This is a genomic window from Kitasatospora sp. NPDC002543 (assembly GCF_053594915.1).
Genome location: NZ_JBSFWR010000028.1, coordinates 31625 through 47589 on the forward strand (window position 1 = coordinate 31625; position 15965 = coordinate 47589).

The window sequence follows — 15965 nt, forward strand, 5'->3', positions numbered from 1 at the left end:
GATTGTCGGCATGTCCGAACCGACCGGTGCCGCCCGCAGACGCGGGCCCTTCCAGGTCGGGGACCAGGTCCAGCTGACCGACCCCAAGGGTCGCCACTACACGTTCACGCTCCAGGCCGGGAACCAGTTCCACACCCACAAGGGTGCGTTCCCGCACGACGAGCTGATCGGCGCTCCCGAAGGCACGGTCGTGCGCACCACGGGGAACGTCCCGTACCTCGCGCTGCGCCCCCTGCTCCCCGACTACGTCCTGTCCATGCCTCGCGGCGCCGCCGTGATCTACCCCAAGGACGCGGGTCAGATCCTGGCGATGGCCGACATCTTCGCGGGTGCCCGCGTGGTCGAGGCCGGTGTCGGCTCGGGCGCGCTCAGCACGTACCTGCTGCGCGCCGTGGGGGAGCAGGGCCTGCTCGCCTCCTACGAGCGCCGGCAGGACTTCGCCGACATCGCCCAGGGGAACGTCGAGCGCTACTTCGGCGGCCCGCACCCGGCGTGGAAGCTCACCGTCGGCGACCTCCAGGACAACCTGGTCGAGACCGACGTCGACCGCGTCATCCTCGACATGCTGGCCCCCTGGGAGTGCCTGGACGTCGCCTCCAAGGCGCTCGTCCCCGGCGGCCTCATCTGCTGCTACGTGGCCACCACCACGCAGATGTCCAAGACCGTCGAGGCGCTGCGCGAGCACGGCACCTTCACCGAGCCGCAGGCCTGGGAGACCATGGTCCGCACCTGGCACCTGGAGGGCCTGGCCGTCCGCCCGGACCACCGGATGATCGGGCACACCGGCTTCCTGCTCACCGCCCGCCGCCTGGCGGACGGCGTGGAGCCGCCGCTGCGCCGCCGCCGCCCGGCCAAGGGCGCGTACGGCGAGGACTACGACAACGGGGCGCCCGAGCCCTCCCTCCAGGACCGTGCCGCCGCCCGCAAGGCCGCCCGCGCCCAGGAGGCGGACCAGCCCGACCTGGGCTGAGCCGGAACCACCGAGAAGGGGTGGCCGCGAGCACGTCGCTCGCGGCCACCCCTTCGGCATTGCGCCGATCCCGGTGTGGGACGATGCTCGCTCACGCTTTGGTGGCCGGAGCCCTGGAGGGGACGCCTGGTGGAGACCGCGGTCGGGACGACGACGGCGCAGGCCGGACAGCAGACACCGCGGGGCCGCACCGGGCCCGGGCACGCGCGCACCGCCCCCTGGCACTGGGCCGTCGCCCTGGCCGGCTGCGGCGCGGTGGTGGGGGCGGCGCTCGCCGCCTCCCCGGCGACCGGCACCCCGGTGTCCGTCCACCCCGCGGTCACCTCCCTCGCGGCGAGCGCGGGCCCCGACCCGGCGCAGGTCCAACTCCCGCTCGACTGCGGCCCGTTCCCGGTCAGGACGGCGCTCAGCGCCTCCGCGCTGCTCGGCGACGGGCGGGCCGCCACGGTGGTCGCCGCGCACTGCGCCACCGAGACCGGCACCCCGCCGGACGCCGTCTACCTGCTCGGCTTCGGCACGGGCGGGCGGCCCGAGGTGGTGGCCACCCTGCTCCCCGAGCGCGAGAACCTCACCGTGAGCCGGATCGCGGTGCGCTCGGACGGCGCCATCACCGGCCACGCGCAGGGGTATTCGAGCGAGGACGTGCCGCGCTTCCGCCCCGACATCTCGATCGACCTCACCTGGACGCACAGGGGCGGCGGCTGGGAACGCTCCCAGACCGCCGCCCCGGTCTCCGCCGTGTGACGGACCGACCGCCCCGCGTCGCCTACTCCGCGTCCGGCCCGTAGACCTCGACCCGGTCGGCGACCCGGCGCACGTGGATGCAGTCGCCGGGGCACTCCTTCGCCGAGTCCACCACGTCCTGAAGGATCGTCAGCGGCACCGGGGCCGTCTCCCCGGGCTGCTGGCGCAGCTCGTCGTCCGGTCCCTTCACGTAGGCCAGCCCGTCGATGTCGAGCTCGAAGACCTCGGGTGCGTACTGCGCGCAGATGCCGTCGCCGGTGCACAGATCCTGGTCGATCCACACCTCCAGCGCCTCGGCCGCTGCCGCCGTCTGCTCGGTCACCGACATGGTCCCCTGCCGTTTCTGTCCCGGGTCGCCCCTATTCCTGGAGCAATCCCGCCATTCGTACAACGATCGGACCTCGACTTGTGGTCGCGATCGGATATCACTTCGGTCGACGATACATCTGGCCCGCTTTGGGTGGTGCGCGGTGGGTATCCCCCTTAGCAGAGGGGAAGCGCGCTGGGGCGAAGATCGGACACGCCCGTTCCATCTTTCTTGATCTAGGGGTTTACGGACCCCTGGTCCCAGGTAGGGTCTGGAAGCGTCCAGCTCCCCGGAGGAGGTGAGGACCGTGGCAGCCCACGATGACGACTACAACCGCAGCACCGGCAGGCCCGCTCGTGGTTCCGACGAGGCCGCTCAGGTCTCGTACCTTGAGCAGGAAATCGCCGTGTTGCGCCGCAAGCTCGCCGACTCGCCGCGCAATTCGAGGATCCTCGAAGAGCGGATCGTCGAGCTCCAGACCAACCTGGCGGGCGTGACCGCCCAGAACGAACGGCTCGCCTCCACCCTGCGCGAGGCCCGCGACCAGATCGTGGCCCTCAAGGAGGAAGTGGACCGGCTCGCACAGCCCCCGGCCGGCTTCGGCACCTTCCTCGACGCGAACGAGGACGGCACCGCGGACATCTTCACCGGGGGGCGAAAGCTCCGCGTGAACGTCAGCCCCAACGTCGCCCTCGACGAGGTGCGGCGCGGCCAGGAAGTGATGCTCAACGAGGCCCTCAACATCGTGGACGCGATGGCCTTCGAGAACATCGGTGAGATCGTCACCCTCAAGGAGCTCCTGGAGGACGGCGAGCGCGCCCTGGTCCTGGGGCACACCGACGAGGAGCGCGTGGTCCGCCTCGCCGAGCCGCTGCGCGGGCTGACCATCCGGGCCGGGGACGCCCTGCTGCTGGAGCCCCGCTCCGGCTACGTCTTCGAGGTCGTGCCGAAGGCCGAGGTCGAGGAGCTGGTCCTCGAGGAGGTCCCGGACATCGACTACCGCCAGATCGGCGGCCTGAGCAACCAGATCGAGCTGATCCGCGACGCGGTCGAGCTGCCCTACCTGCACGCCGACCTCTTCAAGGAGTACGAGCTGCGCCCGCCCAAGGGCGTGCTGCTCTACGGCCCGCCCGGCTGCGGCAAGACGCTGATCGCCAAGGCGGTCGCCAACTCGCTGGCCAAGAAGGTCGCCGAGGTCACCGGCCGCCCCCAGGGGAAGAGCTACTTCCTCAACATCAAGGGCCCGGAGCTGCTCAACAAGTACGTGGGCGAGACCGAGCGCCAGATCCGCCTGGTCTTCCAGCGGGCCCGGGAGAAGGCGGGCGAGGGCACGCCCGTCATCGTCTTCTTCGACGAGATGGAGTCGCTGTTCCGCACTCGCGGCTCCGGCGTCAGCTCGGACGTGGAGAACACCATCGTCCCGCAGCTGCTCGCCGAGATCGACGGCGTGGAGGGCCTGGAGAACGTCATCGTCATCGGCGCCTCGAACCGCGAGGACATGATCGACCCGGCGATCCTGCGGCCCGGCCGCCTGGACGTCAAGATCAAGATCGAGCGCCCGGACGCCGAGGCCGCGAAGGACATCTTCTCCAAGTACCTCAAGGACTCGCTGCCGTTCCACCCGGACGACCTCAAGGAGCACGACGGCTCCGTGGAGACCACGGTGGCCGCGATGATCCAGTCGGTGGTGGAGCGGATGTACTCCGAGACGGAGGAGAACCGCTTCCTGGAGGTCACCTACGCCAACGGTGACAAGGAGGTCCTGTACTTCAAGGACTTCAACTCCGGCGCGATGATCCAGAACATCGTCGACCGCGCGAAGAAGATGGCCATCAAGGACTTCCTCGACCACGGTCAGCGGGGCCTGCGCGTCTCCCACCTGCTCGCCGCCTGCGTGGACGAGTTCAAGGAGAACGAGGACCTCCCGAACACCACCAACCCGGACGACTGGGCCCGCATCTCCGGCAAGAAGGGCGAGCGGATCGTCTTCATCCGCACGCTGGTCACCGGCAAGCAGGGCGCCGAGTCCGGCCGCTCGATCGACACTGTCGCCAACACGGGGCAGTACCTGTAAGCACGCGGTTGTCCGGGCCGGCAGCGGTCCCCGGAGCTGTACGCACCCCGTCCGGCTGTGGCGCCTCGCGGCCCCGCAGCCGGACGGCGCGTCTCCGGGCCCGCCGCTCGGGGCCGGGTTCTAGGCTCGACCCACCGTGCGCGGGCAGAGGCCCGGCGTCGGTGTTGTTCGGCGGTACGTCAGAGTGCTCCGCCCGTCGGGGGCGGCGCACCGGGCAAGGAGGGCCGCATGACCGTACGGCGCGTGATGGGCATCGAGACCGAGTACGGGATCTCCGTGCCCGGGCACCCCAACGCCAACGCCATGCTCACCTCGTCCCAGATCGTCAACGCGTACGCGGCGGCGATGCACCGGGCACGGCGGGCCCGCTGGGACTTCGAGGAGGAGAATCCGCTGCGCGACGCACGGGGGTTCGACCTGGCCCGCGAGGTCGCGGACGCCAGCCAGCTCACCGACGAGGACATCGGCCTCGCCAACGTCATCCTCACCAACGGGGCCCGGTTCTACGTGGACCACGCGCACCCCGAGTACAGCTCGCCCGAGGTGACCAACCCGCGCGACGCCGTGCTCTGGGACAAGGCCGGCGAGCGGATCATGGCGGCCGCGGCGCAACGCGCGCTGGAACTGCCCAACGGGCAGAACATCCACCTGTACAAGAACAACACCGACAACAAGGGCGCCTCCTACGGCACCCACGAGAACTACCTGATGAAGCGGGCGACGCCGTTCGCCGACATCGTCCGCCACCTCACCCCGTTCTTCGTCTCCCGCCAGGTGGTCACCGGCGCCGGCCGGGTCGGCATCGGCCAGGACGGCTCGGCGCACGGCTTCCAGATCAGCCAGCGGGCCGACTACTTCGAGGTCGAGGTGGGCCTGGAGACGACGCTCAAGCGCCCGATCATCAACACCCGGGACGAACCGCACGCCGATGCCGAGAAGTACCGCCGGCTGCACGTGATCATCGGGGACGCCAACCTCTCCGAGATCTCCACCTACCTCAAGCTGGGCACCACCTCGCTGGTCCTGTCGATGATCGAGGACTCGTTCATCGCCGCCGACCTCGCCGTCGACCAGCCGGTGCGCACCCTGCACCGGGTCTCCCACGACCCGACGCTCAAGCACCTGATCACCCTGCGCAACGGGCGCAGGCTCACCGCCGTCCAGCTCCAGCTGGAGTACTTCGAGCTGGCCCGCAAGTACGTCGAGGACCGCTTCGGCACCGACGCGGACGAGCAGACGGTGGACGTGCTCGCGCGCTGGGAGGACGTCCTGGGCCGCCTGGAGCGCGACCCGATGTCGCTCTCCAGGCAGCTGGACTGGATCGCCAAGCGGGAGATCCTGGAGGGCTACCGCAGCCGGGACGCCCTGGAGTGGGACAACCCGCGGCTGCACCTGGTCGACCTCCAGTACAGCGACGTGCGCCCCGAGAAGGGCCTCTACAACCGCCTGGTGGCCCGCGGGAGGTTCGAGCGGCTGCTCACCGAGGACGAGGTCGAGCGGGCCGTCACCAAGCCGCCGGAGGACACCAGGGCGTACTTCCGCGGGCGCTGCCTGGAGCAGTACGCGGAGCACGTCGCGGCGGCCTCCTGGGACTCGGTGATCTTCGACCTGCCGGGCCGGGACTCGTTGCAGCGCGTTCCCACCCTGGAGCCGCTGCGGGGCACCCGCAACCACGTCAAGGAGCTGCTGGACCGCTGCCGCACGGCCGAGGACCTGCTGCGCGTGCTGTCCGGCGGGTAACTTTTCGATCACCATGGGTGAACGTCCGCCGAATGGGAATCATCCGGGGTGGCAGCGGGTGTTGGACAGGAAGCGCCACCGGCAAACCGGGAGCGGCAGTCGCACCTTGTGTATAGGGTCGGTGCAGCAAGCAGCGACCGAACCGTGCCAGACGAATCGAGCGGGGTGAGGGAAATGGCGAGCAAGGACACCGGCGGCGGCCAGCAGCGGGCGAACCGTTCCTCCGAGGAGGTCGAGGAGCAGGCCGCGGAAAGCCAGAATTCCGACGACCTCAAGGAGCGCCAGGAAAAGCTGAGCGACGACGTCGACGCGGTGCTGGACGAAATCGACGAGGTCCTCGAGTCGAATGCCGAGGATTTCGTGCGGGGATTCGTCCAGAAGGGCGGGCAATAGCCCGGCACCGGTATTCCGAATTCACGGTCGCGACCGTTCGGGGCGGCCGGGCGGCGAGCACCGCCCGGCCGTCCGGCACCGGCCCCTCCACCCGTGGACAGTGATCGTCGGGCGGGTAGGGTGCGGGCAGCGCGCGCTTCAAGCTACCTGGAAGGAATCGTGTGGAAGCCAACACTCGTGGCACCGGGCGTCTACCGGCTGCCTTCCTGACCCCGGGGTCGTCGTCGTTCATCGACTTCCTCGCCGACCACCAGCCGGAGCTGCTCCCGGGCCGCCGCGGGCTCCCCGAGGGCGTCATGGTCGAGGCCCCGCACGGGACCACGATCGTGGCCGCGATCTTCGACGGCGGCGTGGTGATCGCGGGTGACCGGCGGGCGACGATGGGCAACGTGATCGCCCAGCGCGACATGGAGAAGGTCTTCCCGGCCGACGAGTTCAGCGCGGTCGGCATCGCCGGCACCGCGGGCCTCGCGATCGAGATGGTCCGGCTGTTCCAACTGGAGCTGGAGCACTACGAGAAGATCGAGGGCACCACCCTCTCCCTGGAGGGCAAGGCCAACCGGCTCACCACCATGATCCGGGGCAACCTCGGCATGGCGATGCAGGGCCTCGCGGTGGTGCCGCTGTTCGCCGGCTACGACCTGGACCTCGGCCGCGGCCGGATCTTCAACTACGACGTCACCGGCGGGCGCTCCGAGGAGCGGGGCTTCACCGCCACCGGCTCGGGCTCGGTCTTCGCCCGCGGCTCGATGAAGAAGCTCTTCCGCGAGGACCTGACGGCCGACCAGGCCGTCACCATGGTCGTCCAGGCGCTGTACGACGCGGCGGACGACGACTCCGCCACCGGCGGCCCGGACCTCGCCCGCAAGATCTTCCCGATCGTCTCGCTGATCACCGAGGACGGCTTCCGCCGGCTCACCGAGGCGGAGGTCACGGAAGTCGTCGTCGCCATCACCGACGAGCGCCTGGCCCGGCCCAACGGCCCGCAGGCCCCGCTGATCTAGCTTCCACCTCACAGGAAAGGGACGACCGCCGGTGTCGACACCGTTCTACGTCTCCCCCCAGCAGGCCATGGCGGACCGCGCGGAGTACGCCCGCAAGGGCATCGCGCGCGGCCGCAGCGTGGTCGTGCTCACCTACGCCGACGGCATCGTCTTCGTCGCGGAGAACACCTCCAGGGCGCTCCACAAGGTCTCCGAGATCTACGACAAGATCGCCTTCGCGGCGGTCGGCCGCTACAACGAGTTCGAGAACCTGCGCATCGGCGGCGTCCGCTACGCCGACCTGCGCGGCTACTCCTACGACCGGGCCGACGTCACGGCCCGGGGCCTGGCCAACGTGTACGCCCAGACCCTGGGCACGATCTTCTCCTCGGTCGGCGAGAAGCCGTACGAGGTCGAGCTGATCGTGGCCGAGGTCGGCCGCACCCCCGACAACGACCAGATCTACCGGCTCACCCCGGACGGCTCGGTCGTCGACGAGAAGAACTACGTGGTGGTCGGCGGCAACGCCGACTCGATCGGCAACTACCTGGGCCAGCGCCACCGGGCCGGGTTGAGCCTCACCGAGGCGGTGAAGGTCGCGGTGGACTCGCTCGCCCGCGACCCCAACGGCGGCAGCCCGCGCAGCCTCACACCGGAACAGCTGGAGGTGGCGGTCCTCGACCGCCAGCGGTTCCAGCAGCGCAAGTTCAAGCGGATCCTGGGCAACCAGCTGGGCCGGCTGCTCGACGGGGACCAGTCCGCCGAGGCGGACGACGAGGACGATCCGGCGGACGGCACGCCGGTGTAGCAGTTCCTGCGGAGTCCCGTGCGGCGGCCCTGCCGCCGCCGTGCGGGACTCCCGTGCCCCTGCGGCGGCCCAGTCGTCGTGGAGGCGGTTTCGGACAGCTCCGACAAGAATGGAGTGCTCATGGACCGCCGGATCTTCGGGCTGGAGAACGAGTACGGCGTGACCTGCACGTTCCGCGGGCAGCGACGGCTGTCGCCGGACGAGGTGGCGCGGTACCTGTTCCGCCGGGTCGTCTCCTGGGGGCGCAGCAGCAACGTCTTCCTGCGCAACGGCGCCCGCCTGTACCTCGACGTCGGCTCCCACCCCGAGTACGCCACCCCCGAGTGCGACGACGTCGTCGAGCTGGTGACCCACGACAAGGCCGGGGAGCGCATCCTCGAGGGGCTCCTGGTGGACGCCGAGCGGCGGCTGCACGAGGAGGGCATCGCGGGGGACGTCTACCTCTTCAAGAACAACACCGACTCGGCCGGCAACTCCTACGGCTGCCACGAGAACTACCTGGTGGCCCGGCACGGCGAGTTCTCCCGGCTGGCGGACGTGCTGATCCCCTTCCTGGTCACCCGCCAGCTGATCTGCGGCGCCGGCAAGGTGCTCCAGACCCCGCGCGGCGCGGTGTACTGCGTCAGCCAGCGGGCCGAGCACATCTGGGAGGGCGTCAGCTCCGCCACCACCCGCTCGCGCCCCATCATCAACACCCGGGACGAGCCGCACGCGGACGCCGAGCGGTACCGCCGGCTGCACGTGATCGTCGGCGACTCCAACATGTCCGAGACCACGACGCTGCTCAAGGTCGGCGCCACCGACCTGGTGCTGCGGCTGATCGAGGCCGGCGTGGTGATGCGCGACCTCACCCTGGAGAACCCGATCCGGGCGATCCGCGAGGTCAGCCACGACCTCACCGGCACCCACCAGGTGCGGCTCGCCAACGGCCGGGAGGCCAGCGCGCTGGACATCCAGGAGGAGTACTACACCAAGGCGCTGGAGTTCGCGGACCGCAAGGGCATCAACACCGGCACCGTCGGCCGGGTGCTCGACCTCTGGGGCCGCACCCTGGAGGCCGTCCGCTCCGAGCGGCTGGACGGGGTGGCCCAGGAGATCGACTGGATCATGAAGTACAAGCTCATCGAGCGCTACCGCGAGAAGCACCAGATGAGCATGTCCAACCCGCGGGTCGCCCAGATCGACCTCGCGTACCACGACATCCACCGCCGCCGCGGGCTGTTCTACCTGCTCCAGGGCAAGGGCCAGGCGCAGCGGGTGACCACCGACCTCAAGACCTTCGAGGCCAAGTCGATCCCGCCGCAGACCACCCGGGCCCGGCTGCGCGGGGACTTCATCCGCCGGGCGCAGGAGCAGCGCCGGGACTTCACGGTGGACTGGGTGCACCTGAAGCTGAACGACCAGGCGCAGCGCACGGTGCTGTGCAAGGACCCGTTCCGCTCGGTCGACGAGAGGGTGGAGAAGCTGATCGCGGGGATGTAGCCCGGGGCGCGCGGGCGACGCGCCAAGATCAACACGCTGGAGCCGGCCCCGGTGGTGCCTACCGGGGCCGGACGCGTGCCGGGCATACGCTGTCCGTCGAGTCAGGAGAGCCGACTTCGACCGACAGTTAGGACCACCGTGCGCCGCACCGCCGGTTTGCTTCTCACCCTGCCGCTGCTGCTGGCCGTCGCCTGCAGCAGCTCGCCCAAGGCGGCCGGCCCGGCGTCGCCCTCCCCGGCGAGCGCCGCCCCGACGGTGCCCGCGCCGGTCGGCGAGGCGTCACCGATGCCCACTCTTTCGGGTGGCGGATTCGGCAGCAAGGCCACCATCACCATCCCCGAGGGGCAGCAGCCCAGCGGACAGTTCGTGGTGAACACGGTCAGCGAGGGCGAGCGGGCCACCGTCAACAAGGGCGACTGGGTGACGGTCAACTACACCGCCAAGGACTGGACCACCGGCAAGGACCTGCCCAGCTCGTACGACGCCAACGGCAAGCCGCAGCTCTACCAGGCCGGCAGCGGGCAGCTGGTGCCCGCGCTGGACCAGAGCGTGATCGGCAAGAAGGTCGGCACCCGGCTGCTGGTGGTGGCCCCGCCGGCCGCTGCCTTCGGCGAGCAGGGCTCCGGCCAGCTGGGCGTCAACAAGGGCGACACCGTGGTGTTCGTGCTGGACATCATGGAGAGCCTGCCGCCGGACTCCACGCTGACCGGGACCATGACCGAGCCGGCCGCGACGATGCCGCAGGTCAAGGACAACGGCAAGGCGCCGGCGACGATCACCCTCCCGGCCGGGCAGGCCGCGCCCACCGACCTCCAGCAGGCGGTGCTGATCAAGGGCGAGGGCAAGCAGGTCAAGAGCGGGCAGACCCTGGTGGTGCAGTACACCGGGGTGCTGTGGGCCAACGGCCAGCAGTTCGACGCCTCCTGGACGCACGGCGGGGCGCAGGCGGTGCAGATCGGCACCGGCAGCGTGATCGAGGGCTGGGACAAGGGCCTGGTCGGGCAGAACGTGGGCAGCCGCGTCCTGCTCGTGGTGCCGCCGTCGCTCGGTTACCAGGACAAGGCGCAGGGCTCGGTGCCCGCGAACTCGACCCTGGTCTTCGTGATCGACATTCTCGAAGCGGTCTGAGACACGCCCTATGAACTGGCCGGGGGGATTCCGTACGCTTGGGCGGACGCTCGTACAACGAAGCGTCCGCCCTCATCCTGAGCTGTCATACTGCCCACGCACTGTGGCAGGCGCCGCCCGGCGCCGAGGTCCGGGCGGGCGGTGCGACCGCAGGCCGGCGTGCCCACGCCGGAGCAGATCTGGAAGACCTCGTGGCGAGATGGATGGGGAGTCATGACTGAGAAGACGCCGAGCCCGGGCGGGGCCGGCACCGCGGCGAACGACGGTTCTGCGGGCGACCCGGCCGCCTCCCGCCCCGGCGGTCCGGTCGGCGGGGACCGCGAGTCGATCGTCGTCCCCCCGGCGATCCTGGCGCAGCAGGCCGGCTGGGCGCAGCCCGGCGAGGCGCAGCGCGCCGCGGGCGGGACCAAGACGGACGACGCCCCGCAGATCTTCGCCTCCAACGTGCGCAAGAGCGACACCTCGGAGGCCGGGTACGACGAGAACCCGCCCGGCGTCGGCAAGCTGGGAGTGATCCTCGGCACGGTGATCGCCCTGCTGCTGGTCGGCAGCGGTGTCACGCTCTACATGGTGAACAAGGACGGCTCCAAGGACGGCACCGCGGCCCAGGCGGACGCGACCAAGTCCGCGCCGCCCACGCCGACCGCCGCGCCGGTGCCGCCGATCAAGGACAGCGCCAAGGTGCTGCCGACGGTCGCCGGGGACTTCGGCAAGAAGGCCGAGATCCAGATCCCGGGCGAGGCCTCCGACGGCTCCTTCGTGGTCAAGGTGCTCACCGAGGGCACCGGCGCCAAGGTGGAGAAGAACTCCTGGACCTCGGTGGACTACACCGCCAAGGACTGGAACACCGGCAAGGACATCCCGAGCTCGTACGACGACAACGGGAAGCCGCAGATCTTCCAGGCCGGCACCGACGCGCTGATCCCGGCGCTGGACCAGGCCGTGGTCGGCAAGAAGGCCGGCAGCCGGCTGCTGGTGGTGGCCCCGCCGGCCGCCGCCTTCGGCGAGCAGGGCAAGGCCGACATGTCGATCGGCGCCAAGGACGACCTGGTGTTCGTGATCGACATCCGCAACGCCAACGCGCCCGACTCCGTGGTGAGCGGCACCGTCACCCCGCCGCCCGCGGACTTCCCGCAGGTCAAGGACAACGGCAAGAAGCCGGCCGAGATCACCCCGGTGGCCGGGGCCAAGGACCCGACCGAGCTGAAGTCGCACGTGCTGATCAAGGGCACCGGGCCGAAGGTCGAGAAGGGCGAGAAGGTCGTCGTCCAGTACACCGGCGCGCTGTTCTCCAGCGGCAAGGTGTTCGACTCCTCGCTCAGCAAGGGCCAGGCGTTCAGCTTCCCGGTCGGCGGCGGCCAGGTCATCCAGGGCTGGGACCAGGGCCTGGAGGGCCAGACCGTCGGCAGCCGGGTCGAGCTGGTGATCCCCGCCTCGCTGGGCTACGGCGACAAGGGCCAGGGCGACATCCCGCCCGGCGCGACGCTGGTCTTCGTGGTGGACATTCTGGACGCGGGTCAGGGCTGATCCACTTTCGGGTGACAATGGTCGACGTGTGACCTTCGGGTCCGGCCGCGTGGCCGGACCCGGACGGGCGGCGGGCGCCCGTACGGTGGTCCGGGAACGGACCGGGTGCGGACGCCCGCCGCTTGGTCGTGAATGCAAGCGAATGTGAGAAGAGGGACTGTGAGCGTCAACCTCAACGAGAAGCCCGAGATCGACTTCCCGATCGGCGACGCCCCGACGGAGCTGCAGATCCGCGACATCGTCGTCGGTGACGGCGCGGAGGCCAAGCGTGGCCAGAACGTCAGCGTCCGCTACGTCGGCGTGACCTTCGAGACCGGCGAGGAGTTCGACGCGAGCTGGAACCGGAGCCCCAACGAGTTCCGCTTCCCGCTGGGCGGCGGCCGCGTCATCAAGGGCTGGGACCAGGGCGTCGAGGGCATGAAGGTCGGCGGCCGCCGCGAGCTGACCATCCCGTCGCGCCTGGCCTACGGTGCCCAGTCGCCGACCCCGGCGATCCCGCCGCACTCGACCCTGATCTTCGTGGTCGACCTGCTGGCCGTCTGAGCCTGCCGTGACCGTGGGCCGGACCCCTCCGGGGGCCCGGCCCACGGGCGTGTCCGGGCCCGACCGGGACCCCGGGGGCACCGCCCGCGGGAGGCCGCTTTTGCCGTGCGTACCGCTACCGGTACGGTCGGTCCCGCCGGGTGGTGATCGCCCGGTTGGCGCACCCCGCGCACGGCGCGGCACACCGGAAGGGTCAGCGATGGCGATCGCCAAGGCAGAGCGGCTGATGAATCTCGCCCTGTGCCTGATGAACACCAGACGTCCGCTCTCCAAGAAGGAGCTGCGGGAGTCCATCGAGGCGTACCGCGAGGCCTGGCAGGCCAGCAGCGAGGACGCCTTCAACCGGATGTTCGAGCGGGACAAGGACGACCTGCGCGAGCTCGGGCTGGTGATCGACGTCGACGAGAGCACCCTGGACGGAGAGCTCGGCTACCTGGCCCGGGCCGACCGCAACCGGCTGCCCGAGATCGCCCTGGACGCCGAGGAGGCGGCCGCGCTGACCCTGGCCGCCCGGGTCTGGCAGCAGGCCAAGATGTCCGGTGCGGCCAGCGGCGCCCTGCAGAAGCTGCGCGCGGCCGGGGTGCCGTTCGCCGAGGCCGAGGGCCGCACCGCCCTGGAGCCGCGCATCCCCGCCCGGGAGGCCGCGTTCGAGCCACTGCTCACCGCCGCCCGGGACCGCCGTCCGGTCACCTTCGAGTACCGCAAGGCCGGCGCCGCCGCCGTCGAGCAGCGCAGCGTCGAGCCGTGGGCGCTGGAGTGCTGGCGCGGGCACTGGTACCTGGCCGGGTACGACCGCGACCGGGGCGACGCCCGGGTGTTCCGGCTGAGCCGGATCACCGGCAGGGTGAAGGCGAGGTCCGGGGCCTTCCTCGGCACCGTGCCCGAGCACGTGGACGTCCGGGCCACCGTGGCGAAGTTCGCGGGGGAGGGCGCCACCGCCACCGCGACCGTCCGGGTCCGCCGGGGCGCCGGCTTCCCGCTGCGCACCAAGGCGCTGAGCAGCACCCGGGTGGACGAGGCCTGGGACGAGCTGGAGATCCCGTACGGCAACGGGCTGGGCGCGGACCTGGCCGAGTTCGGGCCGGACGTGCTGGTGCTCGGGCCGGAGGAGCTGCGGGCTGATGTGGTCGACCGGCTGCGGGCGGTCGCGGGTACCGAGGGAGAGCAGGCGTGAGCGGGCGCGGCGAGCGGACCACCGGAGGGCACGCGCTGTGCGCGGCGCCCGCAGAGTCCAGTGAGGTGGACGCATGAGCAACGCGATCGACCAGACCAGGCGGATGCTGTCGCTGGTCACCTACCTGCGCGAGCGGCCCGGGGCCGAGGTCGCCGAGGTGGCCCGGGCGTTCGGGATCAGCGAGCGCGAGCTGATCGCGGACCTCAACGTGCTGCCGATGTGCGGCACCAGCTTCCGCGGCGGCGACCTGCTCGACATCGACACCGACGGCGAGCGGATCTGGTGGCACAACGTCGACGACGTGGCCCAGCCGCTGCGGCTGGCCGCCGACGAGGCGACCGCGCTGCTGGTGGCCGCCCGCGCGGTGGCCGGGCTGCCGGGCCTGCGGGCCGGGGACCGCGAGGCGCTCACCCGGGCCGTCGCCAAGATCGAGAACGCGGCGGGGGAGAGCGCCGAGGGCAGCGCCCGGGTCGGCGTGACCTTCGAGGCGGAGAGCCACGTCTTCGCCGACATCGACCGCGCGCTCAGCGAGGGCCGCCGGCTCTGGCTGCGCTACTACTCGCACGGGCGCGGCGGGATGACCGAGCGCGAGGTCGACCCGATCCGGCTGCTCACCGAGGGCCACACCTACCTCGAGGCCTGGTGCCGCACCTCCGAGGACCACCGGATGTTCCGGCTCGACCGGGTCGCCGAGATCCGCGTCCTGGACGTCCCGGCCGACCCGCCCCGGCGCGAGCCGCGCGACCTCAGCGGCGGGCTGGTCAACCCGGCGGCGGACGACCCCGAGGTGGTCGTCGAGGTCTCCTCCGGCGGGCGCTGGGTGGCCGAGTACTACACCCACGACCGGGCCGAGGAACTGCCCGACGGCGGGCTGCGGATCACCCTGCGCAGCGCCGACCCCTCCCAGCTGCGCCCGCTGGCGCTGCGGCTGGGCCGGGACGGCCGGATCGTCTCGCCGCCCGAACTGGCCGAGCAGGCGCGCTCGGCCGCGCGGGAGGCGCTGGCCGCCTACGGGGAGGGGCGGGTCTGAGCGGTGGAACCCGGGACCAGATTCAAGGTGTACTGCTCCGAGTGCCGGGAGAAGGTGGAGCTCCCGGCCGAGGAGTTCCGCCTGACCCTCGGTCGCACCCCTGCCCAGGCGCACTACAGCTTCGGCTGCCCGCGGTGCGGGGCGGCGGTGCGCAAGCCGGCCGGGGAGAAGATCGTCGAGGCGCTCACCGGGGCCGGGGTGCGCACCATGCGGCTCGTCCCGGCCGAGGGGTAGTACGCGTATAGGCTGGGGCGCATGTCCTGGATGCTCGTCGCCGCCGTCCTGCTCGCCACCGCGGGCCTGCTGGTCCTCGGGGTCCTCGCGATCCGGCTCTGGCTGGACGTGCGGGCGCTGGCCAAGGGCGTGGACGCGGCCTCGCGGGCGCTGGCCGCGGCCGCCGGGGACCTGGCGGAGGCGATGCCGGCCGCGAACGCCCCGGACGCGAACGCCCCGGCCGGGGAGCGGGCCGTCCCGGTGGCCTAGCACGGTCGGGTCCGGGACGGTACGGGGGCTGCTGCGCGCGGGTGGGGTCGGGTTACGCTCTCAGATGGCTCCTGAACCGTGTACCGGGGGCCGCTGTCCTGTTCGGGCGGCCGTCGTCGTGGCGTCATCCGCAGCGGTTACCATCCGCAGCGGACGGCCCGTCGGGCCGCCATGACTGAAGGTGGTCGCGCATGCGCATCTCGATGACCGCGATCGTGGTGATCGTGGTTCTCGCCATCGTGCTGTTCGGAGCCAAGCGGCTCCCGGACCTGGCGCGCTCGCTGGGAAAGTCGATGCGGATCCTCAAGAGCGAGGCCAAGGCGATGCGTTCGGACGGCGAGTCCGAGCAGCCGGCCCGGCCCGCCGCGGCCCCGGTCGACGGTGCCGCGGGCCGGACCATCCAGTCCGCTCCGGGGGCGTCGGCCACGGCCCGTCCGGTGAACGAGCCCGCCGCCGGGGCCTCCGCGCCCGACGGCGACCGCCCGCACTGAGCGCGGCGCACGTGAGGCACCTGGCGCGCGCCGCGCACCCGACGCGCGGGGCGCGCGCGACCACGGAGGCCCGCCGACCGGCGGGCCC

Annotated in this window: 17 protein-coding genes and 1 pseudogene; 17 read left to right on the plus strand and 1 reads right to left on the minus strand. The window is 71.4% G+C overall.

Going from position 1 to position 15965, the window contains the following annotated elements; all coding sequences use genetic code 11:
• Positions 1-10 precede the first annotated feature (10 nt).
• Both ACWD4P_RS14840 and ACWD4P_RS14845 read left to right on the plus strand, forming a co-directional pair.
• Positions 11-970 carry a tRNA (adenine-N1)-methyltransferase gene (locus ACWD4P_RS14840; RefSeq protein ID WP_449779869.1) on the plus strand — a complete coding sequence of 320 codons (960 nt, stop codon included), beginning with the start codon at positions 11-13 and terminating at the stop codon, positions 968-970.
• Positions 971-1099: 129 nt separating this feature from the next.
• Positions 1100-1714 (plus strand): hypothetical protein, encoded by a 615-nt coding sequence (locus ACWD4P_RS14845; protein ID WP_359819831.1) that lies wholly within the window; start codon positions 1100-1102, stop codon positions 1712-1714.
• Positions 1715-1736: 22 nt separating this feature from the next.
• Here the strand turns inward: ACWD4P_RS14845 and ACWD4P_RS14850 are convergent, their stop codons facing one another.
• Positions 1737-2042, minus strand: a complete 306-nt coding sequence (locus tag ACWD4P_RS14850) for a ferredoxin (protein WP_316520352.1) — start codon at positions 2040-2042, stop codon at positions 1737-1739.
• 286 nt (positions 2043-2328) lie between these two features.
• Between ACWD4P_RS14850 and arc the strand changes: the two genes are divergently transcribed.
• The 15 genes and pseudogenes from arc to tatA all read left to right on the plus strand — a co-directional run bounded on the left by arc (position 2329) and on the right by tatA (position 15877).
• Positions 2329-4095, plus strand: a complete 1767-nt coding sequence (gene arc, locus ACWD4P_RS14855; protein WP_359819833.1) for a proteasome ATPase — start codon at positions 2329-2331, stop codon at positions 4093-4095.
• 228 nt (positions 4096-4323) lie between these two features.
• Positions 4324-5835 carry a depupylase/deamidase Dop gene (dop, locus tag ACWD4P_RS14860; protein ID WP_359819835.1) on the plus strand — a complete coding sequence of 504 codons (1512 nt, stop codon included), beginning with the start codon at positions 4324-4326 and terminating at the stop codon, positions 5833-5835.
• A 174-nt stretch (positions 5836-6009) separates the two neighbouring features.
• On the plus strand, positions 6010-6228 hold the full coding sequence (locus tag ACWD4P_RS14865) for a ubiquitin-like protein Pup (protein ID WP_188299085.1): 219 nt from the start codon (positions 6010-6012) through the stop codon (positions 6226-6228).
• A 132-nt stretch (positions 6229-6360) separates the two neighbouring features.
• Positions 6361-6438: pseudogene (locus ACWD4P_RS14870) on the plus strand (endonuclease VII domain-containing protein); the annotation flags it as partial.
• Positions 6435-7232: a proteasome subunit beta gene (gene prcB, locus ACWD4P_RS14875; RefSeq protein ID WP_449779887.1), complete on the plus strand. Its 798-nt coding sequence runs from the start codon at positions 6435-6437 to the stop codon at positions 7230-7232. The pseudogene ACWD4P_RS14870 and the gene prcB, both read left to right, overlap by 4 nt.
• A gap of 31 nt (positions 7233-7263) precedes the next feature.
• Complete coding sequence (gene prcA, locus ACWD4P_RS14880) at positions 7264-8019, plus strand: proteasome subunit alpha (RefSeq protein WP_359819840.1); 756 nt, start codon at positions 7264-7266, stop codon at positions 8017-8019.
• Between the two features lie 120 nt (positions 8020-8139).
• Positions 8140-9501 (plus strand): Pup--protein ligase, encoded by a 1362-nt coding sequence (pafA, locus tag ACWD4P_RS14885; RefSeq protein WP_359819842.1) that lies wholly within the window; start codon positions 8140-8142, stop codon positions 9499-9501.
• 138 nt (positions 9502-9639) lie between these two features.
• Positions 9640-10629 (plus strand): FKBP-type peptidyl-prolyl cis-trans isomerase, encoded by a 990-nt coding sequence (locus ACWD4P_RS14890; RefSeq protein ID WP_359819844.1) that lies wholly within the window; start codon positions 9640-9642, stop codon positions 10627-10629.
• Positions 10630-10842: 213 nt separating this feature from the next.
• On the plus strand, positions 10843-12156 hold the full coding sequence (locus ACWD4P_RS14895; RefSeq protein WP_359819846.1) for an FKBP-type peptidyl-prolyl cis-trans isomerase: 1314 nt from the start codon (positions 10843-10845) through the stop codon (positions 12154-12156).
• Between the two features lie 132 nt (positions 12157-12288).
• The gene (locus ACWD4P_RS14900) at positions 12289-12699 is read left to right on the plus strand and encodes an FKBP-type peptidyl-prolyl cis-trans isomerase (RefSeq protein WP_449779870.1); all 411 of its coding nucleotides are present in this window, start codon (positions 12289-12291) and stop codon (positions 12697-12699) included.
• Positions 12700-12898: 199 nt separating this feature from the next.
• Positions 12899-13873: a helix-turn-helix transcriptional regulator gene (locus ACWD4P_RS14905; protein ID WP_359819850.1), complete on the plus strand. Its 975-nt coding sequence runs from the start codon at positions 12899-12901 to the stop codon at positions 13871-13873.
• A gap of 73 nt (positions 13874-13946) precedes the next feature.
• Positions 13947-14903 (plus strand): helix-turn-helix transcriptional regulator, encoded by a 957-nt coding sequence (locus ACWD4P_RS14910; protein WP_049652005.1) that lies wholly within the window; start codon positions 13947-13949, stop codon positions 14901-14903.
• Positions 14904-14930: 27 nt separating this feature from the next.
• Positions 14931-15137 carry a hypothetical protein gene (locus ACWD4P_RS14915; protein WP_380699046.1) on the plus strand — a complete coding sequence of 69 codons (207 nt, stop codon included), beginning with the start codon at positions 14931-14933 and terminating at the stop codon, positions 15135-15137.
• Between the two features lie 21 nt (positions 15138-15158).
• Positions 15159-15386 carry a hypothetical protein gene (locus ACWD4P_RS14920; protein ID WP_359819853.1) on the plus strand — a complete coding sequence of 76 codons (228 nt, stop codon included), beginning with the start codon at positions 15159-15161 and terminating at the stop codon, positions 15384-15386.
• Between the two features lie 191 nt (positions 15387-15577).
• The gene (gene tatA / locus ACWD4P_RS14925; RefSeq protein WP_359819856.1) at positions 15578-15877 is read left to right on the plus strand and encodes a Sec-independent protein translocase subunit TatA; all 300 of its coding nucleotides are present in this window, start codon (positions 15578-15580) and stop codon (positions 15875-15877) included.
• The last annotated feature ends 88 nt before the right edge of the window (positions 15878-15965 follow it).

What these genes read in the sequence shown, in the direction of transcription:
- tatA (WP_359819856.1), top strand. Translation starts at nt 15,578, where the DNA reads ATGCGCATCTCGATGACCGCGATCGTGGTGATCGTGGTTCTCGCCATC.
- ACWD4P_RS14910 (WP_049652005.1), top strand. Translation starts at nt 13,947, where the DNA reads ATGAGCAACGCGATCGACCAGACCAGGCGGATGCTGTCGCTGGTCACC.
- ACWD4P_RS14840 (WP_449779869.1), top strand. Translation starts at nt 11, where the DNA reads ATGTCCGAACCGACCGGTGCCGCCCGCAGACGCGGGCCCTTCCAGGTC.
- ACWD4P_RS14850 (WP_316520352.1), bottom strand. Translation starts at nt 2,042, where the DNA reads ATGTCGGTGACCGAGCAGACGGCGGCAGCGGCCGAGGCGCTGGAGGTG.
- ACWD4P_RS14895 (WP_359819846.1), top strand. Translation starts at nt 10,843, where the DNA reads ATGACTGAGAAGACGCCGAGCCCGGGCGGGGCCGGCACCGCGGCGAAC.
- ACWD4P_RS14920 (WP_359819853.1), top strand. Translation starts at nt 15,159, where the DNA reads ATGTCCTGGATGCTCGTCGCCGCCGTCCTGCTCGCCACCGCGGGCCTG.
- ACWD4P_RS14905 (WP_359819850.1), top strand. Translation starts at nt 12,899, where the DNA reads ATGGCGATCGCCAAGGCAGAGCGGCTGATGAATCTCGCCCTGTGCCTG.
- ACWD4P_RS14900 (WP_449779870.1), top strand. Translation starts at nt 12,289, where the DNA reads ATGCAAGCGAATGTGAGAAGAGGGACTGTGAGCGTCAACCTCAACGAG.
- dop (WP_359819835.1), top strand. Translation starts at nt 4,324, where the DNA reads ATGACCGTACGGCGCGTGATGGGCATCGAGACCGAGTACGGGATCTCC.
- ACWD4P_RS14865 (WP_188299085.1), top strand. Translation starts at nt 6,010, where the DNA reads ATGGCGAGCAAGGACACCGGCGGCGGCCAGCAGCGGGCGAACCGTTCC.
- pafA (WP_359819842.1), top strand. Translation starts at nt 8,140, where the DNA reads ATGGACCGCCGGATCTTCGGGCTGGAGAACGAGTACGGCGTGACCTGC.